Annotated in this window: 22 protein-coding genes and 1 pseudogene; 13 read left to right on the top strand and 10 right to left on the bottom strand. The window is 54.7% G+C overall.

Going from position 1 to position 21728, the window contains the following annotated elements; genetic code table 11:
• The first annotated feature begins 366 nt into the window (after positions 1-366).
• From recA to AC07RZ_RS12655, 12 genes and pseudogenes are all read left to right on the top strand, one after another.
• The gene (gene recA, locus AC07RZ_RS12600; protein WP_092400709.1) at positions 367-1476 is read left to right on the top strand and encodes a recombinase RecA; all 1110 of its coding nucleotides are present in this window, start codon (positions 367-369) and stop codon (positions 1474-1476) included.
• Between the two features lie 130 nt (positions 1477-1606).
• Positions 1607-2065, top strand: a complete 459-nt coding sequence (recX, locus tag AC07RZ_RS12605) for a recombination regulator RecX (RefSeq protein WP_144739311.1) — start codon at positions 1607-1609, stop codon at positions 2063-2065.
• 244 nt (positions 2066-2309) lie between these two features.
• Entirely contained in the window at positions 2310-2936 is a 627-nt protein-coding gene (locus AC07RZ_RS12610; RefSeq protein ID WP_494668140.1) for a DUF2889 domain-containing protein, read from the top strand.
• Between the two features lie 14 nt (positions 2937-2950).
• Positions 2951-4123 (top strand): annotated as a pseudogene (gene sucC / locus AC07RZ_RS12615) (ADP-forming succinate--CoA ligase subunit beta); the annotation flags it as partial.
• 19 nt (positions 4124-4142) lie between these two features.
• A complete protein-coding gene (sucD, locus tag AC07RZ_RS12620) occupies positions 4143-5024 on the top strand; it encodes a succinate--CoA ligase subunit alpha (protein ID WP_092355167.1) in 882 nt (293 codons plus the stop codon).
• A gap of 251 nt (positions 5025-5275) precedes the next feature.
• Positions 5276-6040 carry a Stp1/IreP family PP2C-type Ser/Thr phosphatase gene (locus AC07RZ_RS12625; protein WP_342830061.1) on the top strand — a complete coding sequence of 255 codons (765 nt, stop codon included), beginning with the start codon at positions 5276-5278 and terminating at the stop codon, positions 6038-6040.
• A gap of 229 nt (positions 6041-6269) precedes the next feature.
• The gene (locus tag AC07RZ_RS12630; protein ID WP_342829950.1) at positions 6270-6872 is read left to right on the top strand and encodes an FHA domain-containing protein; all 603 of its coding nucleotides are present in this window, start codon (positions 6270-6272) and stop codon (positions 6870-6872) included.
• 374 nt (positions 6873-7246) lie between these two features.
• Complete coding sequence (locus AC07RZ_RS12635) at positions 7247-7750, top strand: pilin (RefSeq protein WP_494668176.1); 504 nt, start codon at positions 7247-7249, stop codon at positions 7748-7750.
• A 110-nt stretch (positions 7751-7860) separates the two neighbouring features.
• Positions 7861-8379 carry a pilin gene (locus AC07RZ_RS12640; RefSeq protein WP_494668141.1) on the top strand — a complete coding sequence of 173 codons (519 nt, stop codon included), beginning with the start codon at positions 7861-7863 and terminating at the stop codon, positions 8377-8379.
• 128 nt (positions 8380-8507) lie between these two features.
• Positions 8508-9281 carry a TfpX/TfpZ family type IV pilin accessory protein gene (locus AC07RZ_RS12645; RefSeq protein ID WP_494668142.1) on the top strand — a complete coding sequence of 258 codons (774 nt, stop codon included), beginning with the start codon at positions 8508-8510 and terminating at the stop codon, positions 9279-9281.
• Between the two features lie 85 nt (positions 9282-9366).
• Complete coding sequence (locus AC07RZ_RS12650; RefSeq protein WP_494668143.1) at positions 9367-9666, top strand: hypothetical protein; 300 nt, start codon at positions 9367-9369, stop codon at positions 9664-9666.
• Between the two features lie 160 nt (positions 9667-9826).
• A complete protein-coding gene (locus tag AC07RZ_RS12655) occupies positions 9827-11776 on the top strand; it encodes an O-linked N-acetylglucosamine transferase, SPINDLY family protein (RefSeq protein ID WP_494668144.1) in 1950 nt (649 codons plus the stop codon).
• Between the two features lie 3 nt (positions 11777-11779).
• On the opposite strand, the gene AC07RZ_RS12660 is transcribed toward AC07RZ_RS12655, so the two are convergent.
• From AC07RZ_RS12660 to AC07RZ_RS12705, 10 genes are read right to left on the bottom strand one after another with little or no spacing between them, the layout of a single operon-like run.
• Complete coding sequence (locus tag AC07RZ_RS12660; RefSeq protein ID WP_494668145.1) at positions 11780-12355, bottom strand: hypothetical protein; 576 nt, start codon at positions 12353-12355, stop codon at positions 11780-11782.
• A 37-nt stretch (positions 12356-12392) separates the two neighbouring features.
• Positions 12393-13541: an aromatic ring-hydroxylating oxygenase subunit alpha gene (locus tag AC07RZ_RS12665; protein WP_494668146.1), complete on the bottom strand. Its 1149-nt coding sequence runs from the start codon at positions 13539-13541 to the stop codon at positions 12393-12395.
• Positions 13542-13564: 23 nt separating this feature from the next.
• Positions 13565-14245, bottom strand: a complete 681-nt coding sequence (locus AC07RZ_RS12670) for a DapH/DapD/GlmU-related protein (RefSeq protein WP_494668147.1) — start codon at positions 14243-14245, stop codon at positions 13565-13567.
• The gene (locus tag AC07RZ_RS12675) at positions 14242-15345 is read right to left on the bottom strand and encodes an aromatic ring-hydroxylating oxygenase subunit alpha (RefSeq protein WP_494668148.1); all 1104 of its coding nucleotides are present in this window, start codon (positions 15343-15345) and stop codon (positions 14242-14244) included. Before AC07RZ_RS12675 ends, AC07RZ_RS12670 begins: the two co-directional genes overlap by 4 nt.
• Positions 15345-15974, bottom strand: coding sequence for an LbetaH domain-containing protein (locus tag AC07RZ_RS12680; protein ID WP_494668149.1), 630 nt, complete (start codon positions 15972-15974; stop codon positions 15345-15347). Before AC07RZ_RS12680 ends, AC07RZ_RS12675 begins: the two co-directional genes overlap by 1 nt.
• Before the next feature lie 9 nt (positions 15975-15983).
• Positions 15984-16727 carry an SDR family NAD(P)-dependent oxidoreductase gene (locus tag AC07RZ_RS12685; protein ID WP_494668150.1) on the bottom strand — a complete coding sequence of 248 codons (744 nt, stop codon included), beginning with the start codon at positions 16725-16727 and terminating at the stop codon, positions 15984-15986.
• A 7-nt stretch (positions 16728-16734) separates the two neighbouring features.
• Complete coding sequence (locus AC07RZ_RS12690; RefSeq protein ID WP_494668151.1) at positions 16735-17484, bottom strand: SDR family NAD(P)-dependent oxidoreductase; 750 nt, start codon at positions 17482-17484, stop codon at positions 16735-16737.
• Between the two features lie 4 nt (positions 17485-17488).
• The gene (locus tag AC07RZ_RS12695) at positions 17489-18526 is read right to left on the bottom strand and encodes a ketoacyl-ACP synthase III (protein ID WP_494668152.1); all 1038 of its coding nucleotides are present in this window, start codon (positions 18524-18526) and stop codon (positions 17489-17491) included.
• Positions 18527-18532: 6 nt separating this feature from the next.
• Positions 18533-18757 (bottom strand): acyl carrier protein, encoded by a 225-nt coding sequence (locus AC07RZ_RS12700; RefSeq protein WP_494668153.1) that lies wholly within the window; start codon positions 18755-18757, stop codon positions 18533-18535.
• A 7-nt stretch (positions 18758-18764) separates the two neighbouring features.
• Complete coding sequence (locus AC07RZ_RS12705) at positions 18765-19853, bottom strand: DegT/DnrJ/EryC1/StrS family aminotransferase (protein ID WP_494668154.1); 1089 nt, start codon at positions 19851-19853, stop codon at positions 18765-18767.
• Between the two features lie 402 nt (positions 19854-20255).
• On the opposite strand from AC07RZ_RS12705, the gene AC07RZ_RS12710 reads away from it, so the two are divergent.
• A complete protein-coding gene (locus tag AC07RZ_RS12710) occupies positions 20256-21725 on the top strand; it encodes an O-antigen ligase family protein (protein WP_494668155.1) in 1470 nt (489 codons plus the stop codon).
• Positions 21726-21728 lie beyond the last annotated feature (3 nt).

Raw genomic sequence — 21728 nt, forward strand, 5'->3', positions numbered from 1 at the left:
TGCATGGTCCGGCGGCGGAGCGGCTGCCGGCACGGAAATGTGCGTCACGATTATTGCATCCTCTTGCGCATCCGGCATGCTTTTTACTTTTCCGGATGACGATATGCGCAATAAGCATAAAATGCGCCCGATGCATCCGGGCCGCCACAACAAAGTTTGCGATAAGTTCGCACCTAAAGCGTGATTCCAGCCGGTGAATTTTGGGCGGTTTGCATCCCTGGCGGCGATATCTGCACATACAATATGCACCAGGTTTTCAAAAAACATGCGACAGTGCTTGCATAAATCACTGTTTTTTTATACAGTACTACCTGGAGTTTCAGATCAGGTCCCGAATTACTCACCATTTTTGCCGAAAGAACAACCATGGACGATAAAAAATCCGCACCCAATCCGGATAAAAGCAAGGCCCTTGCCGCGGCCTTGGCGCAGATCGAGAAACAGTTCGGCAAGGGTTCGGTCATGCGCATGGAAGACGGCGCCGTGGTCGAAGAAGTGCAGGTTGTCTCGACCGGTTCGCTCGGCCTGGATATCGCGCTGGGCGTCGGCGGTTTGCCGCGCGGCCGGGTGGTCGAGATCTACGGCCCGGAATCGTCCGGTAAAACCACACTGACGCTGCAGACCATCGCCGAAATGCAAAAGCTGGGCGGCACCTGCGCGTTCATCGATGCGGAACATGCGCTGGACGTCGGCTATGCGCAGAAGCTGGGCATCAACCTGTCCGAACTGCTGATCTCGCAGCCGGACACCGGCGAACAGGCGCTGGAAATCACCGATGCGCTGGTGCGCTCGGGCGGCGTCGACCTGATCGTGGTCGACTCGGTGGCTGCACTGACGCCGCGCGCCGAAATCGAAGGCGACATGGGCGATTCCCTGCCCGGCCTGCAGGCGCGCCTGATGTCGCAAGCGCTGCGCAAGCTGACCGGCAGCATCAACCGCACCAACACGCTGGTGATCTTCATCAACCAGATCCGCATGAAGATCGGCGTCATGTTCGGCAATCCGGAAACCACCACCGGCGGCAACGCCCTGAAATTCTACGCTTCGGTGCGCCTGGACATCCGCCGCACCGGCTCGATCAAGTCGGGCGATGAAGTGATCGGCAACGAAACCAAGGTCAAGGTCGTCAAGAACAAGATCGCGCCGCCGTTCAAGGAAGCGCATTTCGATATCCTGTATGGCGAAGGCACATCGCGCGAAGGTGAAATCCTCGATCTCGGCTCCGACGCCAAGATCGTCGAGAAGTCGGGCGCCTGGTACAGCTACAACGGCGAACGCATCGGCCAAGGCAAGGACAATGCCCGCACCTACCTGAAAGAACGGCCAGAGCTGGCGCGTGAGATCGAGAACAAGGTGCGCGCTTCACTGGGCGTGCCGCTGCTGGGCGAGATCAAGTCTGACAGCAGCGACAAGGCGGCCGAAAAAGCCGCAGCCAAGGCAAGCAAGGCTGCCGCCAAGGCAGAAGAGCCGGTCTGATAGCCATCGCTGTATAGCGATATAAGCCGGCCCGGTTCGGCAAACGCCTTTCATACATATCCGTCAAACGGATTGTTGAAGGGCGTTTTTGTTTCAGACATGCATTTGGTTTGGATTACAGGAAGCTGCCATGGCAAAACTGCAGATCAGCCTCAAGGCCAGGGCGCTGCGCTATCTGTCGGCGCGCGAACACAGCCGCCTGGAGCTGGCGCGCAAGCTGGCGCGTTATGCACAGGAAGGCGACGATATCGAAGCTTTGCTGGATACGTTGGAAGCCGCAAAACTGCTGTCGCAGGCGCGTTTTTCCGAATCGCTGATCCACCGCCGCGCCCATCGTTTCGGCAACAGCCGCATCCTTTCGGAGCTGCAAAGCCACGGCATCGATGCCGAAGCGCTGGTGGACATCAAGGCCGGCCTGGCCAGCGGCGAAGTCGCCCGCGCGCGTGAAGTCTGGCGCAAGAAATTCAACCAGCCGGCGGCCGATGCCGCCGAGCGCGCCAAGCAAATGCGGTTCTTGCTGCAACGCGGATTTTCTCATCGCGCAATCCAGGCCGCGGTGAAGGGCGGCGATGACGATGAGGATTATTGAGGCAAGGAAGCAGGCAACTTCGATCCCCCGAAACCTGGGCAAACTGCGGTCTCCAAACCATCGTTTTCATTCCGATTTTTAGCGATGGCCCCCGCCCCGGGGGCTTTCGATGGCTGTTTTGCAATTGTCGATCTAAATCGCTAAGGTGCGTAAGCTGTGCTACACTTTTGGGGTTTTTTGCAAACCGCAGGAGCGGCAGTTACCATAGAAACTGTGGTAACGACACGCAAATCAGTCCACCATTATGTCTCTGACACCTTCCATTTCCCGCCGAGCGTTAAAGCACACCCGCGCGATTCACATCGACGCGTTCGTACGTGACGACGACCTGTGGGAAATCGACGCGCACGTTACCGATACCAAACCCTTCGACCTTCCTTTGCCTGCAGGCAACTTGCCGGCAGGCCAGCCGCTGCACAGCCTGTGGCTGAGGCTCACGCTCGACCGCCAGTTCGTGATCGTCGGCGTCGAGGCGAATTCCGAAGCGGTGCCGTATCGCGGCCATTGCAATACCATCGAACCTGATTACAAGAAATTGATCGGCTTGAGCCTGGTCAAGGGCTTCCGCCACACTCTGAGAGAGAATATCGGCGGCGCGCTCGGCTGTACGCATCTGACCGAGCTGGCGCAGATACTGCCGACCGCGGCATTGCAGGCTTTCGGCGGCGAAATCAATCGCGCTGCCGACCAGAAGCCGCCCCAGCTCGATCGTTGCCATGCATTACGCAGTGAAGGCGCAGTTGTCGCCAAATATTATCCGAAGTGGGCAATCAGCCCTCCAGCAGGAATCGGCACCGAATCCGTTTTAGAAACGTCGCATGTAGAATCGCCGCAATCGCATTTATCCAACCAAGCAATTTCATTTAATTAAGTGTCAGAAGGGAAGCTCGCATGAAAATCCATGAGTATCAGGGTAAAGAAATTCTCCGCCAGTTCGGAGTGACAACACCGCGTGGCATCCCGTGCCTGAACGTCGATGACGCGGTCAAGGCAGCTGAAACCCTCGGCGGTTCGGTTTGGGTCGTCAAAGCCCAGATCCACGCCGGCGGTCGCGGCAAGGGTGGCGGCGTCAAGGTTGCCAAGTCGCTGGAACAGGTGCGCGAATACGCTAGCCAGATCCTCGGCATGCAGCTGGTGACACACCAGACCGGCCCGGAAGGCCAGAAAGTCCGTCGCCTGCTGATCGAAGAAGGCGCTGACATCAAGCAAGAACTGTACGTCAGCATGGTTACCGACCGCGTCAGCCAACGCGTGGTGCTGATGGCATCCAGCGAAGGCGGCATGGACATCGAAGAAGTCGCAGCCAGCCATCCGGAAAAGATTCACCAAGTCGTCATCGATCCGGCCACCGGCCTGACCGACGCTGAAGCTGACAGCATCTCGACCAAGATCGGCGTGCCGGCCGGCTCCATCGCCGATGCGCGCAAGCAGTTGCAAGGCCTGTACAAGGCATACTGGGACACCGACTCGTCGCTGGCTGAAATCAACCCGCTGATCGTCACCGGTTCCGGCAAGGTCATCGCCCTGGACGCCAAGTTCAATTTCGACAGCAACGCGCTGTTCCGCCATCCGGAAATCGTCGCCTACCGCGACCTGGACGAAGAAGATCCAGCTGAAATCGAAGCATCCAAGTTCGACCTGGCTTACATCTCGCTCGACGGCAACATCGGCTGCCTGGTGAATGGCGCCGGCCTGGCCATGGCCACCATGGACACCATCAAGCTGTTCGGCGGCGAGCCTGCCAACTTCCTCGACGTCGGCGGCGGCGCTACAGCCGAGAAAGTCACTGAAGCGTTCAAGATCATGTTGAAGAACCCAGGCCTGAAAGCCATCCTGGTCAACATCTTCGGCGGCATCATGCGCTGCGACGTGATCGCCGAAGGCGTCATCACCGCATCCAAAGCCGTTTCGCTGCAAGTACCGCTGGTCGTCCGCATGAAGGGCACCAACGAAGAAATCGGCAAGAAAATGCTGGCCGACTCCGGCCTGCCGATCATCTCGGCGGACAGCATGGAAGAAGCGGCGCAGAAGGTTGTTGCTGCGGCCAACGGTAAGTAACAAATAACAAGGAACAGATATGTCGATCCTGATCAACAAAGACACTAAAGTCGTCACCCAAGGTATTACCGGCAAGACCGGCCAATTCCACACCCGCGGCTGCCGCGACTACGCAAACGGCAAGAACGCTTTTGTCGCAGGCGTGAACCCGAAAAAAGCCGGCGAAGACTTCGAAGGCATCCCGATTTTCGCTAACGTTTCCGAAGCCAAGGCCGCCACCGGCGCCAACGTCTCGGTGATCTACGTACCGCCGGCAGGCGCTGCGGCAGCCATCTGGGAAGCGGTTGAAGCCGAGCTCGACCTGGCCATCTGCATCACCGAAGGCATCCCGGTACGCGACATGCTGGCGCTGAAAGACCGCATGGCAAAAGCCGGCAGCAAGACCTTGCTGCTCGGACCAAACTGCCCAGGCCTGATCACGCCGGACGAAATCAAGATCGGCATCATGCCGGGCCACATCCACAAGAAGGGCCGTATCGGCGTGGTTTCGCGCTCCGGTACCCTGACTTATGAAGCAGTCGGCCAGCTGACCGCGCTGGGCCTGGGCCAATCGTCTGCAGTGGGCATCGGCGGCGATCCGATCAACGGCTTGAAGCACATCGACATCATGAAGATGTTCAATGACGATCCTGAAACCGATGCCGTCATCATGATCGGTGAAATCGGCGGTCCGGACGAAGCCAACGCGGCTTACTGGATCAAGGACAACATGAAGAAGCCGGTGGTCAGCTTCATCGCCGGTGTCACCGCTCCTCCTGGCAAGCGCATGGGCCATGCCGGCGCGCTGATCTCGGGCGGCGCCGATACTGCGCAAGCCAAGCTGGACATCATGGAAGCGTGTGGCATCACCGTGACCAAGAATCCATCGGAAATGGCGCGCCTGCTGAAGGCGATGCTGTAATCGCGGCTTGACAGGAAAAATAGGGCAGGTGTTTATCGTATAGACGATTACCAGCCCGGACCAAAAAAAGGGAGCTTCGGCTCCCTTTTTTATTCCCGTGCACAATCAAGGTCTGGCTACGGGTGTAGCATCCAGGAGCAGGGGCGGCGCCGACTTTGCAATTTGTCTTGCCGTCCCCAGCAGAACCAAGGAAAATACTTGTAACTAGGCAATCACCTGATCTGCCATAACTTTTTATCGTGTCTCGACATATGCCGCTTGAGTTTGCCGCCAAAACGGATATTGGTATGGTGCGAGTACAGAACGAAGACACCGTCGTGGTCGACGATGTCTTGCAGCTGGCGATCCTGGCCGACGGCATGGGCGGTTACAACGCCGGAGAAGTCGCCAGCAGCATCGCCACCGTCGCCATCCAGGAAGAAATCGAAAGCCAGCTGCAGGAGTACCGCCGCCTGCAGAAGCCGGAAGACGAGCTGCCGGTGCGCCTGTGGCTGATGCAGGCCGTGCGCCAGGCCAACAGCACCATCATCAACGCCGCCCGCCGCGAGCCGGAATACCGCGGCATGGGCACCACCCTGGTGGTGGCCTGGTTCGAGCCGCAAGGCAGCCTTGCCATCGCCCATGTCGGCGATTCGCGCGCGTATCGCATCCGCGACGGTTTGCTGGAACAGCTCACGCGCGACCATTCCCTGCTGCAGGAACAGATCGACGCCGGCCTGATCCGCGCCGAAGACGCGCAATTCGCCAACAACCGCAACATTGTCACGCGCGCCGTCGGCATCGATTACCAGCTGGTGGTGGAAGTCCACCAGCACCAGGTGCAGCCCGGCGATCTTTACCTGCTGTGTTCGGATGGATTGTCGGACCGGATCGGCGACAATGATATCTTCAACATTGTCAGCGACGCCCAGGGCGACCTGAAGATGGCATGCACCATGCTTATCAATGCCGCGAACCAGTCAGGCGGTCAGGATAATGTGTCGGTGATCCTGGTCAGGGTGCCGGAGAACGAATAAGCGTGTTGCGATTGCCGGTGAAAATTGAAGGCAAGCGCGATATGCGGGCCCGCAATATAAATCCCGAAATTTGAGTATCATTGCCCCGAAACAACATTAAACTGGGGGTTTGCTGAAGTATGCAAGACCGATGTATGAGCAACGCCAATACCAGTAGCTGCGGACGTGGCCGGATCTGCAGCATGGTTTTAAATTAACTTACAAATAGCGTTTCCCGAGAGAGATAGGAATGGCGAAGATCATCCTGACCAAAGGCGGCACCGTGATACAAGAGATGACGCTCACCAAAGAGCGCACCACTATCGGCCGCCGCGCCCACAATGACATGGTCATTGATAACCTTGCCATCAGCGGCGAACACGCGGTCATCATCACTATCTACAACGATTCGTTCCTGGAAGACCTCAACAGCACCAACGGCACCCAGGTCAACGGCCATCCGGTCACCAAGCATTTCCTGCAGCATAACGATGTGATCCAGATGGCCAGGTACAAATTGCTGTACCAGGTGGATACGGATGAGGAAATCAAGGACAACCGGCCGAAGATGTTTCCGGTGCCGCGGCCGGATGCGACCATTACCGTGCTGGATGGGCCTAGTGCTGGCAAGGAAATGCTGCTGACCAAGGTGTTGACTACGATTGGGCGTCCTGGCATCCAGGTGGCTATTGTTACGCGTCGGCCGCATGGTTACGAACTGACCCATGTCGAAGGGCAGACTTATACCCGGGTCAATGACACGCCATTAAATGCCGGAGCCCGGCCGCTCAAGGATGAGGATGTAATTGATATTGCCGGGACTTTGATGAAGTTTTCCTGGAAGACTGCTTAATCCTTCAGTTCGGCCAGACGCCGGCTGTGCGTCTGGCTTCTCCCTTCAGCGAATCTCCGTCGCGCATCTGTAATTTAAGGCTATCGCCAATTTCCCCTCTGTCGAGAATCGATAACACTGGTTTGTCATCTTATTAGCGTGTTGATTGCTGGCTGTTGAGGACTTGGGGCAGGACAAATTGCCGCAAGAGTGAAGATGGCATTTTCATAGTTTCTTCATGACAAAATTTGTCAGCGCAACATCGAAAATCTGCCAAATTTCCTCACTTTTCCAGACGCAAATCCGGGAAATCGCGGGATTTTCCACTGGCACAGACATTGCTCTAAGTCATAGGCAGTGAAACCCCTTTTTATCAACCGGAGAAACACATGAAAATGATGCAACGCGCTCAGCGCGGTTTTACCCTGATCGAATTGATGATCGTTGTGGCAATTATCGGTATTCTGGCAGCGATTGCTTTGCCTGCTTACCAAGATTACACAGTTCGCGCTAAGGTTAGTGAAGGTCTGGTGCTTGCTGATGCTGCGAAGTTGGCCGTCGCTGAGACATTTCAGTCTACTGGTAACATTCCTGCTGATAACACAGCCGCCGGTTACAGCTTTATTCCATCTAAATATGTAAGTTCCATCGACATTGCATCCGGTGTAATTAAAATTACATATGCAACAGGCTCTGGTGGTATTCCGGCCTTGGCAGCTACTGGGAATCTTATTTATTTGACTCCTAATATCAATAAGCTTGCTTTGGTCGCCGGTACTAGCGGCACTATTGACTGGGCTTGTGCATCCGCCACAAGTACAGCAGCACAAGGTCACTCGTTGGGCGCAATTACCTTAGGCAGCGTTTTGGCAAAATACTCTCCAGCAGAATGCCGTTAATTTTTGCAATGCGAATTGTATAAATGAGTAATTCAGTATAAAAAAGGCGCTCAGGCGCCTTTTTTATTAATTTGATTTAGACAATCACTTTGATAAGAGCAGGAAATCCCATGAAGTCGCTCAGCTTGTTACAACGCGGCCAACGCGGTTTTACCTTGATAGAATTAATGATTGTAGTTGCCATCATTGGCATCCTTGCTGCTGTTGCATTACCGGCATACCAGAATTACTTGGTGCGAGCTAAGGTCAGTGAAGGGCTCGCATTGGCAGAAGATGCAAAAATAGCAGTAGCTACAGCTTTTCAGTCCACCGGCTTGATCCCGGCTCAGGACTCAGATGCGGCCTATGGTGGTGCATCGTCCAAATACGTTACAAGCGTGTCAATCGGCGGGGGAGGCGTGATTACAATTACCTATAACTTTGCCCCCGACGGCATCGTGGCTCTATCAAATGCTACCAACACGCTACTGTTGACACCAAACATAAATAATCTTCCACTCGCAGCAAATACCTCAGGACCGATTGACTGGGCCTGTACATCTTCCACCAAAACAGCATCGCAGGCACATTCTTTAACAGCGAACGTAGGTACTTTGCCGACAAATTACGCTCCAGCGGAATGCCGTTGATTTTTTTGTTCGAAGACTGATTGTGTTGACATCAAGCCGTTGGAAGTACGATGTTTGAAATTTGTTTTTATATAACATATATCAAACTTAAAATCTGCAATCAGAAATAAATCATTTTCTTGAAGAATATGCGGCAAACAATCAAAAAGCGCTTGCTCGCTTTTGCTATACATTTGGCAATCAGTGCCCTGATCGGCACACTGACTTTTGCCCTGATTTATCTCATCTGGTTCCCGTCACCCTATTTTCAGCTGACTAACGGCCGCGAATTGTTTTTATTGTTGCTGGGATGCGATGTAGTGCTGGGGCCGCTGCTGACACTGGTTATCTTCAATATCCTGAAACCGCCACGTGAGTTGCGGCGCGATTTGATGTTGATCGCTTTCATCCAGCTCGCTGCGCTGGGTTATGGCTTGCATGTGATTTTTGAAGTTCGACCCCTGTATATTGTTTTTTATGGCGATCAGTTCAACGTGGTGGCGGCAGATGAAGTGACCACGGATCCAAAGTTGGGCGGGACGCCAAAATTGTCGCTGCACTCGTTGCTAGGGCCGCAGATTGTCGGAGCGAAAATGCCCGATAATAAGGACGAACGCCAGGCGATCCTTTGGTCGTCCGTCGGTGGTGGAGCTGATATTTTTGGCATGCCAAAATACTTTGTGCCTTATCAGCAAATGAAAGACGCAGTGCGCCAGAAGGCTGTTACAGCCGAAGGCTTTGCAGAGCAAAATAAGATCGCTGCATTCAATCTGGCACGTCTTGAGGCCGATTACCGTGCGCAACGCAATCCGGTCGGGTTTGTACCAGTAGTGGTGCAGAGCAGATTCAAGTATGCTGCTGGCGTAGTGTCGTTGGCAACAGGGGAGTTGCTGCAAGTAGAGCCGGTAGAGGAAAAAAAATAGCGTATTGCTTTGCCATGGGCAAAAAGAGCTTGCAAGGCAGGTGAGCTGGATAGCCAATTAATCGAATTGTTGTGGGAGAAGATGGATGTGGTTCAGCTGGTTTGATGCACGTGAGGAAAAGCAGTTTGGGCAGTCGCTTGCTGCAATCCTGATTGAGAGGCTTTCTCTTGAAGGGCCGGCTCGCAATAACAGGTTAATGGGCAAGAAGCATGATGCGATGCTGCATAACATGATGCAGCAGATAAGCAGCTTCACGCGCGATCGCAAAATGAATACCTACAAGAAGGCCCAGGTCGGCAATGCATTCAAATGGGCATTGAAAGACAAGGGATATGATCCCGAATATGTGGATCAATTAACCAATTGGCTGATGTTGAAGATCTAGCCTATCCTTGATTTGTTGCAAGCAGCGGCTTGCGCAAACAGGTTTTGCGCTAGTCAAATTTGGCAGAAATGATCGCATATCTGATTGCGTTCGGTGAATCAATAACAATTCTTGAAGAACTACGTTCAAGATTCGCACCCTCCGATTTTTCCTCGAGCTCATGTTCAAATCCTTTAAAAATCTGTTTTCCTCGACCGAAAAGAAAGTCGCAGTCGCGGTGCCGTCAGCCGATGCTGCGGCCGGACAGGATATAGGCGCTGCCCGTACGGCCCATCTGGTGCGAGGCACCTCGTTTCTTGGCAAGGGAGATGTCCGCAACGCAGAAATGTGCTACCGGCAGGCGCTGGCGATCGACCCGGCGCATGTGTCCCCCTATATAGCTCTGGGATATGTGCTTAGAGAACAGCGGAAATTTGATGAGGCGAATGAAATACTGACGCAAGCGATAGCGCTTGACCCGAAAAATGTCGATGGTCTTTACATGTTAGGGACAATCGCTAAAGAGAACGGCGACAAGAGCGGCGCAATCGCTAATTTCAAGAAGGCGCTCGCCGTCAAGCCGGATTTTGAGCCGATATACTGCGACCTGTGTTTGCTGATGTTTGAACAGGGCCAGCACGATGCCGCCAAAGATCTCCTCAGGAAAGGGACTGCAATTTTCCCGCAGAACCCCGACATCCATCACTATCTGGGGAATTTATATTCCATGGAGGGCAATCAAGATGCGGCGATTGCCTCCTACAAGAAAACCTTGGCTATTAAACCGGAATTTCCGGAAGCGCTCAGCAATCTCGGCAACGCGCTGCAGGCAGGAGGGCAGGTCGAAGACGCCGTGGACAGCTATCGAGCCGCACTCGCCCTCAGGCCTGATTACGTTCCGGCTTTCACCAGCATGCTGTTGGCAATGCAGTACCATGCCGCATATGCACAAACGGAAGTGTTTGCCGAGCACCGGCGTTTCGCGCAATTGTATGAGTCGCCGCTGAAATCGCGCTGGCCGCGGCATCGGAATACGCGTGACCCGGACAAGCGGCTCAAGATCGGTTACGTATCCGGAGATTTTCGCAATCATTCCGTAGCGTTTTTCATTGAGCCTGTACTGAATACGCACGACAAGTCGCAGTTTGAAATCTTCGCTTATTACAATTATGTGATACACGATGACGTCACCAAGCGCCTGAGCCTGAAGATGGACCATTGGCTGTCTTGTGCCGGCATGTCGGACGACCAGCTTGCCGAGCGTATCGCCGCTGACGGGATCGATATCTTGGTCGATCTGTCCGGTCACACCGGCTACAATCGCCTGCTTACCTTTGCGCGCAAACCCGCACCGGTGCAAATGACCTGGATCGGCTATCAAGCTACCACCGGGTTGACGGCCATGGACTATCGCATTACCGACGCGTCGATGGATCCACCGGGAACCACCGAGCAATTTCATACGGAAACGTTATTGCGGATCCCTGCGTCGGCGCAATTCCAGCCGTCAGTCGATTGTCCGCCGGTCAACCCTCTGCCCGCCCTGAAATCTAAGCAATTCACGCTGGGTTGCCTCAATAATCTGGCAAAAATCAACCAGGAAACCGTGCACCTTTGGGGGCGCATCCTGAACGCTTTGCCGCATGCCAAGCTTATGCTGGGGAACGCGACCGGGCCGCAAGCGAAGCAGCGTCTGGTCGACATGTTTGCGCAGGAAAATATCACGGCGGACCGGCTGATTATCCAGCCAAAGATGTCTTTGGCGAATTACCTGAAGTTGCATCACCAAATCGACTTGGCGCTGGATACTTTCCCATACAACGGTGGCACAACCACCCTGCATTCTCTGAGCATGGGAGTGCCGGTGATCGCTTTGTCGGGCGATACGCCGGTATCTCGCGCCGGCGTTTCCATTCTTGCAGGAGCAGGTTTGCCTGAGTTCCGTACGTACAGTGAAGATGAATATGTGGCTAGGGCGATTGAAGTTGCTCAAGATCTGCCAAAGTTGAATGAGATCAGGCAATCGCTGCGTGAGCGCGCGGCGCCGTTATTCACCTCGGCTCCCGAGCAGGTAACCCGGCCGCTTGAAGATGCCTATCGCACAGCCTGGAGAAAATGGTGCAGCAATTGATTGTTACAGTTCGACGATATTGATCGATGTGTCGAACGAAGCATGCAGAAAAGTTTTGGCCGCGATATTTTTCGTTATTTTTCCTGCGACGTCGATCGCACAAAATTTGCCTACCTCGACCGTGTCGCCAATGATCACTCCAGTGCCGAGCGTGACATTGGCGCCGATTTTTGCAGCGCGGCCAATGACCACGCCTGCTTCGATCCACGCTGAATTACCTATCCGGCAAGCGCTACCGATATTGGCGCCGCTGCCGATCACGGTATTGAAGCCGATCTGGCAACCATGACCTACGATGGCGCCTGCACCAATCATGACATTCTCGCCGAGGCTGGCCGTACTGGCTACCAGCGCGCCTGGGCACACCAGCGCAGGCATCGAGAAGCCGCGTTCTTTTAATTTTGCCATCAGCTCGAAGCGGCGGAAATTCAGGAATTGATCGTCATATGCGGCAAAGGCGGTGGCGCCATCGACTATCAGGTTGTCCAGCACGCTCAGATCGAATGCATAGGCGGCGTCCTGATCCAGCTTGACTGGTCTTAACTCGAGGCCGGGATCTACTTCGCGCCAGGCTGCCATGGCCCAGTCAAGGAGGGCGCCGTTGCCTATCACATATTTAGAGCGCAATTTTTCCCTCCATCACGTCGAGGTACCAACGTTCGATGCTGCCGTTTGCGAATTCGTAGTCGCCGAGCCGGGCCGATGGCGCGCCAGGGTGCAACTGTTTTTGTATGTTCTGCATGACATCGATATCTTCCCGCAACACCCGTTCCGCCCCCATCATGTGTGCATGTAACACAGCGGGCGACGCAGCATAGCGGCGTTTCTTTTTTGCAGTCACGTAGTGAACCATCATATCGGTGCGGTCCGGGGAAACTGGAATATGGTGCTCGATGATGAAGGAATAACCGCCGCCGGAAGCTATATGCAAATTGGGGAAGGCCAGCCAGTTGTAGTACCAGTTCTTGTTGCCATATCGTTCGACATTGTCATGCCAGGAAAATGGCAGCACTTCTTTCATCGGAGTATCCGGGCCGCCGTTGCTAAAGCTGCGTAATCTGGACATCGTCGTGCCGCGGTCATTTAGGGCCGAATCTCCCAGGTTTTTAAAGGCGGCAAGCCCGGCTTCGTCAATGTTGACTTCGAATTTCACCTTTTGGTACAGGGAGCGTGCGTGCACATAACGGGGATGGTGGGCGTCGCGCAGGTTTTCATAAGCGAGCTTCCAATTGGCCTGCATTTTAAAGGTCGTCAGCATTACTTCGCCGTCGAAAGCGTCGGAACATTCTTGTATTGATGTGAGGAAGTCAGCACCGAACTGCTCGCCGATAGGAATGGGATTGCTGGATAGATTGATAAATACAAGATTGCCAATTGTCTCCAGCGCAAAGCGCCGCAAATGCAGACAGGCGCGCTCTTCCGGAGGGTAACGAAAGGCCTCGGCTTCGAACGGGATGTTATCCGGCGCACCGTCCTGGCCGTAGCCCCATCCATGATAAGAACATACCAGTGGCCGCACGCCGTTGGCCAGCGTTTGCACCGGATTCTGCCGATGCACGCAAAGGTTTTCAAAGGCGCGCAACTCACCGTTGAAGTTCTGCACCACGATCGGTAATCCGCATAGCGTGCGCGTGATAAAAGCATTATGTTGCGACAGCATCGTTTTGAGGCCGATGAACTGCCAGAGCGGTTTGAAAAACAATTCGCGCTCGCGCTCGAACCAGCCTTGGTCGATATAAGCTTGCGGGGGCATGCGTGAAAGCATTTACTTTCCTTATTTCTTGCTTTTTATCCGGCCGAGCGGACGGTGCTGCCAAATATATGCACAGGGAACGCGAACAACGGATCTATAAATGTGCCATCCGGCAGCGATGTCGCATAGGCGCCTGGCACATCGATCACGCAATGGCGGCCCAGCGCGACATTGGCCGCGATTTTCACATCAGCGCCGACGATGGAGTGTGTGCCGATGCGTGCGTTGTTGCCAAGCGCTGCGCCAGGTCCGATCCATGCATTGTTGCCGATCTGCACGTTGGCATCGATACGTGCGCCGGTCGCGATGAAGGCATTGTTGCCGATGCGTACGCCGGAGCTGACGATTGCACCGGCGCCGATCCAGCAGTTTTCTCCGAGCTGTACATCAGGTTCTACCATCGCGTCTGGATGTATCAGCGTCGCGCATTTGAATCCTCTTAACCGGGCGCAGGCATAGGCATCCAGCCGGGCATGGTTCAGCGCGTTATAGTCTACTGCGGCGAATACTCGTACTTTGGCTGGATCCATTCCCGCAAGAAATGCAGTAACGTCAGCAGCGATAGCGTCAGTTGAGGCTAGTGGCAAAGTCTGCAGATCGTACTGGGCCACGTCCAGGCCGCACTTGTTTCCGAGACGAGGCCATGCGGCCCGCGCAGCATCAAAAATGCTGCCGCATCCGATCAAGGCCAGCTGCATATTTTCTCCGGCGCTCAAGCTTTGTCTCCCATTAACCGCAGATACACGTCAGCGACGCGTCGCAGCTGTGTTTCATAGGCGCCGTGGCAAGCGGGCCGCCCGCCGGCATGCAGGCGAGCCTGAAGTGCTTCCAACAGCACCAGGTCTTCGTCCAGGACGCGTTTTTCGCCTTTAAGGTGACCCCACAAAATGGCAGGCAATGCAACGATCCGCTGTTTTTCCTTGGCGGTCATCAATGTGAACCTGACTTCGGTACGGTCGGCGGCGACCGGATCGAATTGCTGTATCAGGAAAACCAGGCCCCCTACCGAAATGAAATTCACATTCGGATAAATAAAATAATTGTGATAAGTATCCTGTGGTCCGTATTGCTCGACCATGGCATGCCATGGCCATGGCTGAACGCTCATCGCCATGGTGGAGCAAAAGCTCAAACTGGATAATTCGCTGTCGTCGACTGGAGTCTCAGGTGCGATTTCTGCCGGTTGCGCGGCGCCGTTCTTAATCAAAGGCCGGAAGGTGCGCGGGTGGACGTAGGCAACATGGTTTGCGTCCAGTACATTCTCGAAATTGAGTTTCCAGTTGTAGCGCGCCGGTACGCAAGTGTGGATTGCCTGCGAAGAGAAGTGGCTGGAAATGCCTGCCAGTTGTTCTAGAAATTCTTTGGTAAATTGTTGTTCGATCGGTATCGGGGTTTTGTGGACATTAACGAATACCAGATTGCCGATCACCTCTATGGCGAACTCTCGCAGGCACAGGTTGGAACGCTCTTCCGAGGTAAAACGGTACAAGGTTTGTTCATCGGGGATGGTCTTGGCGCGTCCGTCGGCATCGTAAGTCCAGCCGTGATAACGGCAGGCGAGCCGGCGTTGACCGTATTCTTCGAACTGCAATGGCATCTGGCGGTGCGCACATTGATTTTCAAATGCCTTGAGCACACCGGAAAGATTCTGGATCACGATCGGTATTCCCCCAATCGTCCGTGTCAGGAATGCGTCCGGTTCGGCGAGCAGTGTGCGCAGCCCGGCGAATATCCAGAGTTTGCCAAAGACATGGGTTTGCTCGCGTTCGAAAACAGCAGGGTCGATATAGTGCCTGGCTTGAATTTCCGAAAGCATTATTTGAACCTGAAGCGCTTTGCCGGATTGCCAAAAACGGTAATCCCGGCTGGTACGTTGCCGATGACGACGCTGCCGGCGCCAATAGTTGCGCCATCGCCGATCTTAACCTTGGGCAAGATGGTTGCGTGCGGATGTATCACAACGTCTTCCCCAATCTGGGCGCCGCCGCCGATAAAGACGAAGCTGCTGACTGTGGAGTAGGAACCCACCGTAACATCGTAGCCGATGATGGCATTCGACAAGACAGTCACGAAGCTGCCAAGCTTCGCATCGGCGCCGATCGATACATGGCGCTCGAACACACAGCCGATGCCCATGCTGGCGCGGTCGGCCAAATGCAGATCCGGCATCAGGTTCATGAATTCCGCCCCTTGCTCCAGCAGAGGGCTGGAGTACTGGCGTTTCATTGCCGGCTTGCCAAGTGCACAAACGAAGAGGTCGGGAGCTTGATAGCGATAAGTCAGCGGATCGCCGACCACCGGCAGGCCGGGGACCGGCATGAGATCGGTGCGGCCGTCTAGAAATCCTCTGACTACCCATTCTTTTCCGTGTGCCGGATCGGACTTTGCAACCACTGCCGTATTGCGGCCAAAGCCGCCCGCACTAATGATATAGACGTTTCTCATTCCTGGACCTTAGGTAAACGGGATGCCGCCGTCCAGGTTGAAACTGGTGCCGGTGATCTTGCAGCTTGCGTCCGACAGGAAATAGACCGCGGCATAAGCTACGTCTTCAGGACGACCAATACCGAGTGGATACATCTTGTCTTTTTCATCCAGCCACGCACGAATTTTGTTCACCAACGGTGTATCGACCAGCCCTGGCGATAATGAGTTGACCCGGATCCCCCGCTTGGCGACTTCTAACGCTAGGCAGCGCATCAAGCCGATCAAGGCCGCCTTGGAAGCTGAATAAGGACCGACGCCAACCGTACCCGTGTGAGCGGCGATCGAGGTCATGAATAGAATGGAAGCTCCGTCGCGAATGTTTTTCTTGTACAGCAATCGCTGCGTTAACAAGACAGGGGCGTTAAAGTTTGCCGAAAATACCCGGTCCAGAAATGTCTCGCTGACCATTCTGATCGGTATTACTCCATCGATGCCTGCGCCATGCACTACACCATCGACTTCTCCTGCCTGTTCAACTAATGCGTGTAACTGTTCCTGATCTGTCAGGTCGGCACATACGGCACTATGGCCGCTGCCCGAGAGGGCCGAAAGCGTTTCATTGAGACGAGTTTCGTCGCGCCCGCTAATCACTAGCCGTGCACCCGCTAGTGCGCACTGGATTGCTACTTCGCGGCCAATGCCGCTCGATGCGCCAGTGATAAGAATGGTCTTGTTTCGAAGATGAAAAGGGTTGTTGGTTATCATGTTCATGACCGGTCTATCCTCTGGCTCGAAGAGAGAGACCGCCGTCAATCACCAGGCTGCTGCGCGTTACCCAGCGGCTCGCCGGTGCAAGAAGATAGGCGATGCCGTTCGCAATATCAGTCGCTTCAATTGCGCCAAGGGGAACGAGGTCGACCTTGCTCTCTATTGAAGACACACCTTGGAGTTTTTCAAGCATCGGGGTGTCTACGTAGCCGGGAGAAACGCAATTCGCGCGTATTCCCTGTTTGGCATGTTCCAGTGCAATGGTGCGAACCGTTGCGGTTAATGCGGCCTTGACACCGGAGTAGATGCCTGTGGCGATAGGTGAAAAGTGCTCTGCACGTGCAGTGACAAAAACCAGCGAGGCGTCGTTGTTGATTTTTTTCTTGGACAGCAAGCGTTGTGTCAGCATTACAGGTGCTTCGTAATTCACAGAAAACATCGCGTGCAAGTGCTGCTCAGACACCATCCGCATGGGGACCAAGGCTGCTACCCCAGCGCTAAACACACAGCCGTCAAGTGGCGGCACGGCATCTACCAAAGCGTGCCGTGCTTCGGCATTGGTCAGGTCGCCGGGAACGATTGTATGGCCAGTGCCAGGCAGGGAGGCCAAAGTGGCGTTCAGGCGGTCCATGTCACGCCCGCAGAGCACTACAGTCGCGCCAAGCTCCGCGCACAACAAGGCCGTAGCGCGACCGATACCGGAAGATGCCCCCGTCACCAGAATAATCTTGTTCTGGAGGCTGAAAGGTGAATCGCTCATACGCTCATACTTCGATTAATTCAGGAAATTTCGCTTTCTCCAGATCCACGATACAGCTCCCCCAGGACAATCCGATGCCAAAGCCGGATAACAGTACCCGTTTGGGCCCATCCTGCAGCGACTCGCGGATGCGCGCGGTCATGGTTACCGGTATGGATGCCCCGCTGGTGTTGCCGAAGTCATGCAGGGTTGAGGGAACTTTCTCGGGCGGCAAGCCTAGTTTTTTGCGTATGGTCTCATTGATCATGCGATTGGCTTGATGGAACAGGAAGTAGTCGATTTGGTCCGACGACTGCCCAGCGTATTCGAGCAGGCGGTTTACCGCTGGAGGGACTTGCTGTGTTGAAAAGCTCAGCACTGCTGGACCGTCCAGAATCAATTCGTCAGGACGCCGCAATACCCCGTCCTCATCCTTGTAGGGAATCAAGTGCTGAATGTCCACAGGCTCGCGATGACCTCCCACCGGCATAATGATGGCGCGGTAACCGCTGCCGTCGCTGTTCAGGTCGAAGTGCATGGGCGGGGCGCCTGGAACGTATTCAAGAGCGGTCGCTGTCCCAGCGTCAGAAAACAGCGGATCGATGACCGTCGCCGCCTTATCGCCGACCAACACCAAGCCTTTCTTGATGGTGCCGGCTGAGATCATGCAACCCAGGATATACAGCGCGAACGGATAGCCAGAGCAACCAAGATTGACATCGAACGCGACGGTAGCCTTGGTCAGCTGCAAACGGTCCTGAAGAATGATTGCCGTGGCGGGAATTAAATAATCGGGTGACTGTGAAACGATAATCAATGCATCGACTTCTTCGCGTTTCCAGCTCAGTTCGTCTAGTAGACGCTCGGCAGCAACGAAAGCAAGATCAGAGAAACATTGCCATTCCGGGCACATGCGGCGCTGAAATATGCCGATGTTGCGCACCAGCCGTTCGCGGGCAGATCGCATCTGGGGCGGGCAATCGTCGACGTTCGAAATGATGCGCTTGGGAACGCAGGTCGTCATCCCTGCATATCTGACATTGTTTAGCGTTGATTGAGTCATGGAATGTCAGCAGACAAGTGCGTAAATATCATTGATGACGCGGCAAGTGACAAGATTATCTCCGGTAATGGTCTTGCTATATTCCATGTCGCACATGACGATAACGCCCAAGGCTGCCAGCGAATCCCATTCAGGCAGGCTGAGCAGTTCGGTAGTCGGGGCGATCTCCACCGGTTTCTGAAAATCCACTGCGTTACTAAATTTCTCAATAAACTGCTCGATCGTATCCATATGGCTCTCAGGTGGTTTGATGTAAAGATGGTGTGTGTGAAACAGCGCGCTGGACAGCAGTTGCGACCAGTTCAATCTGTGCATCGGTCATGTTTAGGAAAAATGGCAAGCCGATAAGGTCGGTGGCGACTTTTTCAGCATTGAGAACTGGCAATACTACTATCTTTCCAATTTCGGGAGCATGTCGATGCAACAAAGGCTGGTACCAGCGCCGAGTGGCAATTCCCTGTTCCTGGCAAAGAGTTTCAAGGTTCGTGCGCGCGGCTTCCGAGCCTAATCGAAGGCAAAAGGAAGTGGGGGCTGTCGGTGCCGGACCTGTTTGCCACGTCAGAACTTCGCCACAGGTTTTTTCCAGGACCGCCCGATAACGCTGATACAAGCGCTGGCGCTGGACAGCTTGCTCGTCCCAGCTATCCAAGCTGGCCAAGGCCACCGCAGCATGAAATTCCGACAGCTTTGCATTTGTCCCGGCGGACGACAGGTAGCCGACCGGAACGCCGGCATCGGGCGTCAGGTTAATGCCGAAATTGCTTTTTTGGCAAACAAGCATGTTGATCGATGCATCGCCGGAGACGATAAACCCGCCTTCTCCTGCGGGCAGCGATTTGGTGGCGTGCATGCTGAAGACAACCGGGACGTCGGCGGCGTCAACCCATTGGTTGCCGAAGGCTGCAGCCGCATCTATCACGATGCGCACGCCGGTTTGTTTTTGAAATTCGCTCCAGCGCCTGGTGTCCTGCGGGTAGCCGAACGTCGCGACCACAACCGCGGCGCGAGCGCCGGTAGCCTTGACAGCCGCTGCGGCGATTTCGGGCGTCAAGAGCCAGTTGTCCGGATCGATGTCAGCAACAACCGGGACATAGCCGGCGCGGATGACGGCGGTAATGGTTGCCACAAAGGTAAGCGCCGGGACCAGGACCGGAGAGCCTGCAGGCAAATTCAATGAATTTAAGGTCAGCTCAATGCCTAGGGTAGCGTTACTTACCGTCGTAACGTACATCTGGTGTTCGGTATGCGACGCAAATCGCTGCCTGAGGCGCGATTCCAGTTCCCTGACCAGCGGGCCGAAATTGGTGTAATGGCGTGCCTCGTCCATGCGTCCCAGATAAGGCCACAGTGCCGACCGATCTGGCACCATGGGTACCAGCAGCGGCACGCGAATTGGGGGTACATTCATCATTTAATTAAGTAGACAAGACTTTGTTAGTGTTTCGAATGCCCGGAGTTCGCCGCGATTGCCGTAATTTAGGGTGCCAATGAATTAGTGCTGCAGTATACCTGTAGCTTTGTGGCAATTTCCCATAAAATTCGTCATGTGTTGCATAAAATTTTCATTGCAAGCGACAATTTCCGTCATACCGTTCATTGCGGCCTAGACTAGTGTGCTTTTCGCGGTACGGAGTTTTGGATAAGGCAAGCAAGTTCCGGGCCGAAAGGGCCGCAGATATATGCATGACGCGCTACAAATAATGTTTGATTAAATACAAGCGGCGATCTCATGGTGCTTCGGTTCCCCTCGGTAGTCCCTTTCCCTTCGATATTGGTCGTCTTCGCTGCAGCAATCAGCCCATTGTGGCCATTTCCCATCGCAGATGGCGGCGGTTTCCATGACAATCAGCGGATTATAGAGATTTCGTGTTTGGTGCTGACCGCTCTGTTTGGAGCAACCCTCCTGATCCGCTCCGGGCGCGAGGACCTGCGGCAAATATTTGATCGCCGGATAAGCTTTTTCCTGTTCTGGTTTTTCTTGCTTGGCCTGGCATCCAGTGTTTTTGCATATTCTCCCCGCCATGCCCTATTTGAATGGGCCGGTTTCCTGCTGTTGCTTACAATGTCCGCCCTGATTGCATCGGAAATCCGCGCCAAAGGCCAGGCCTGGCTGGACAAGATATTGCTGTTCTGCGGGTTGGGAGCTGCGGTTTATGTTGTTATCGAGGCGATTGTCTATATTGTCGCGATCAATGCAGGCGGGCAGCCATCGAATTCATTTCTTATATATGGGTTCGACAATTACCGGTTTCTCAATCACGTTCAAACCGTGACCTTGCCATTGCTTGGCCTGCTCATATGCCGTAGCGCCAATGGCAAGCAAAAATTATTTGCATGGGGCGTTGCGTCCGCATGGTGGGCGTTGCTTTTCGTTCCGGCCGGGCGCGGCACGTTGCTTGGCCTGGCGGCCGGGGTATGCGCGGCCTGGTTTTGTTTGCGCGGCGATGCGAAACCCTGGTGCCGGGTAATGTTATGGTCGGGGCTGGCCGGCCTGGGAATATATGTTCTGTTTTACGTACTGATCCCGCTATCGCTAGGGCTGCATCCGTTCGGATTTCTATCCTCCGTGATCGAGCGCACCATAGAGAATCCGGATTCCAGCCGCTGGTCGTTGTGGGTGCGCGCCTGGCAAATCACGCTTGCCCATCCCTGGCTCGGGGCGGGACCTTTGCATTTTGCCCACTTCGGGCGCGACGTGCAGCTCGGCGCACATCCTCACAATTGGGTGCTGCAGATTGCCTGCGAGTGGGGCATCCCAGCCTTGCTTGCGCTGGTCGCTGCGATTGTGCTTGGCTTTAAAAAACTGCTGGCTGCGCGCCAGTATCTGCTCCCGACCGACGTCAGAAACCATCTGACGTTAGCCACGTGGCTGACCACCGGGGTCGCAATCCTGGTGGATGGTTTGGTGTCTGGTTTGATCGTGATGCCTACCAGCCAGTTGTGGATTGCGGTGTACATCGGTTGCTGCTGGGGTTGGATAGCCTCGCTCGCGCCAGCGCAACGCGATTCTACGTTGCGCTTGCCCATGGCTGTCCGGTTCAGCGGCTTGGCGGGCCTGGTAATGTTGATCTATTTTCTCGGCAATGGCATGTGGCCGGAAATCCGCAACCTGTCTTTGCACGAAGAGCAAAATTTACAAAAAGAGCGCTACGCTCATCCGGTACCGCGCCCGCGGATTTGGCGTGCGGGATATTTTTGACGG

The sequence above is a fragment of the Collimonas sp. GW821-FHT07E08 genome (assembly GCF_059418905.1).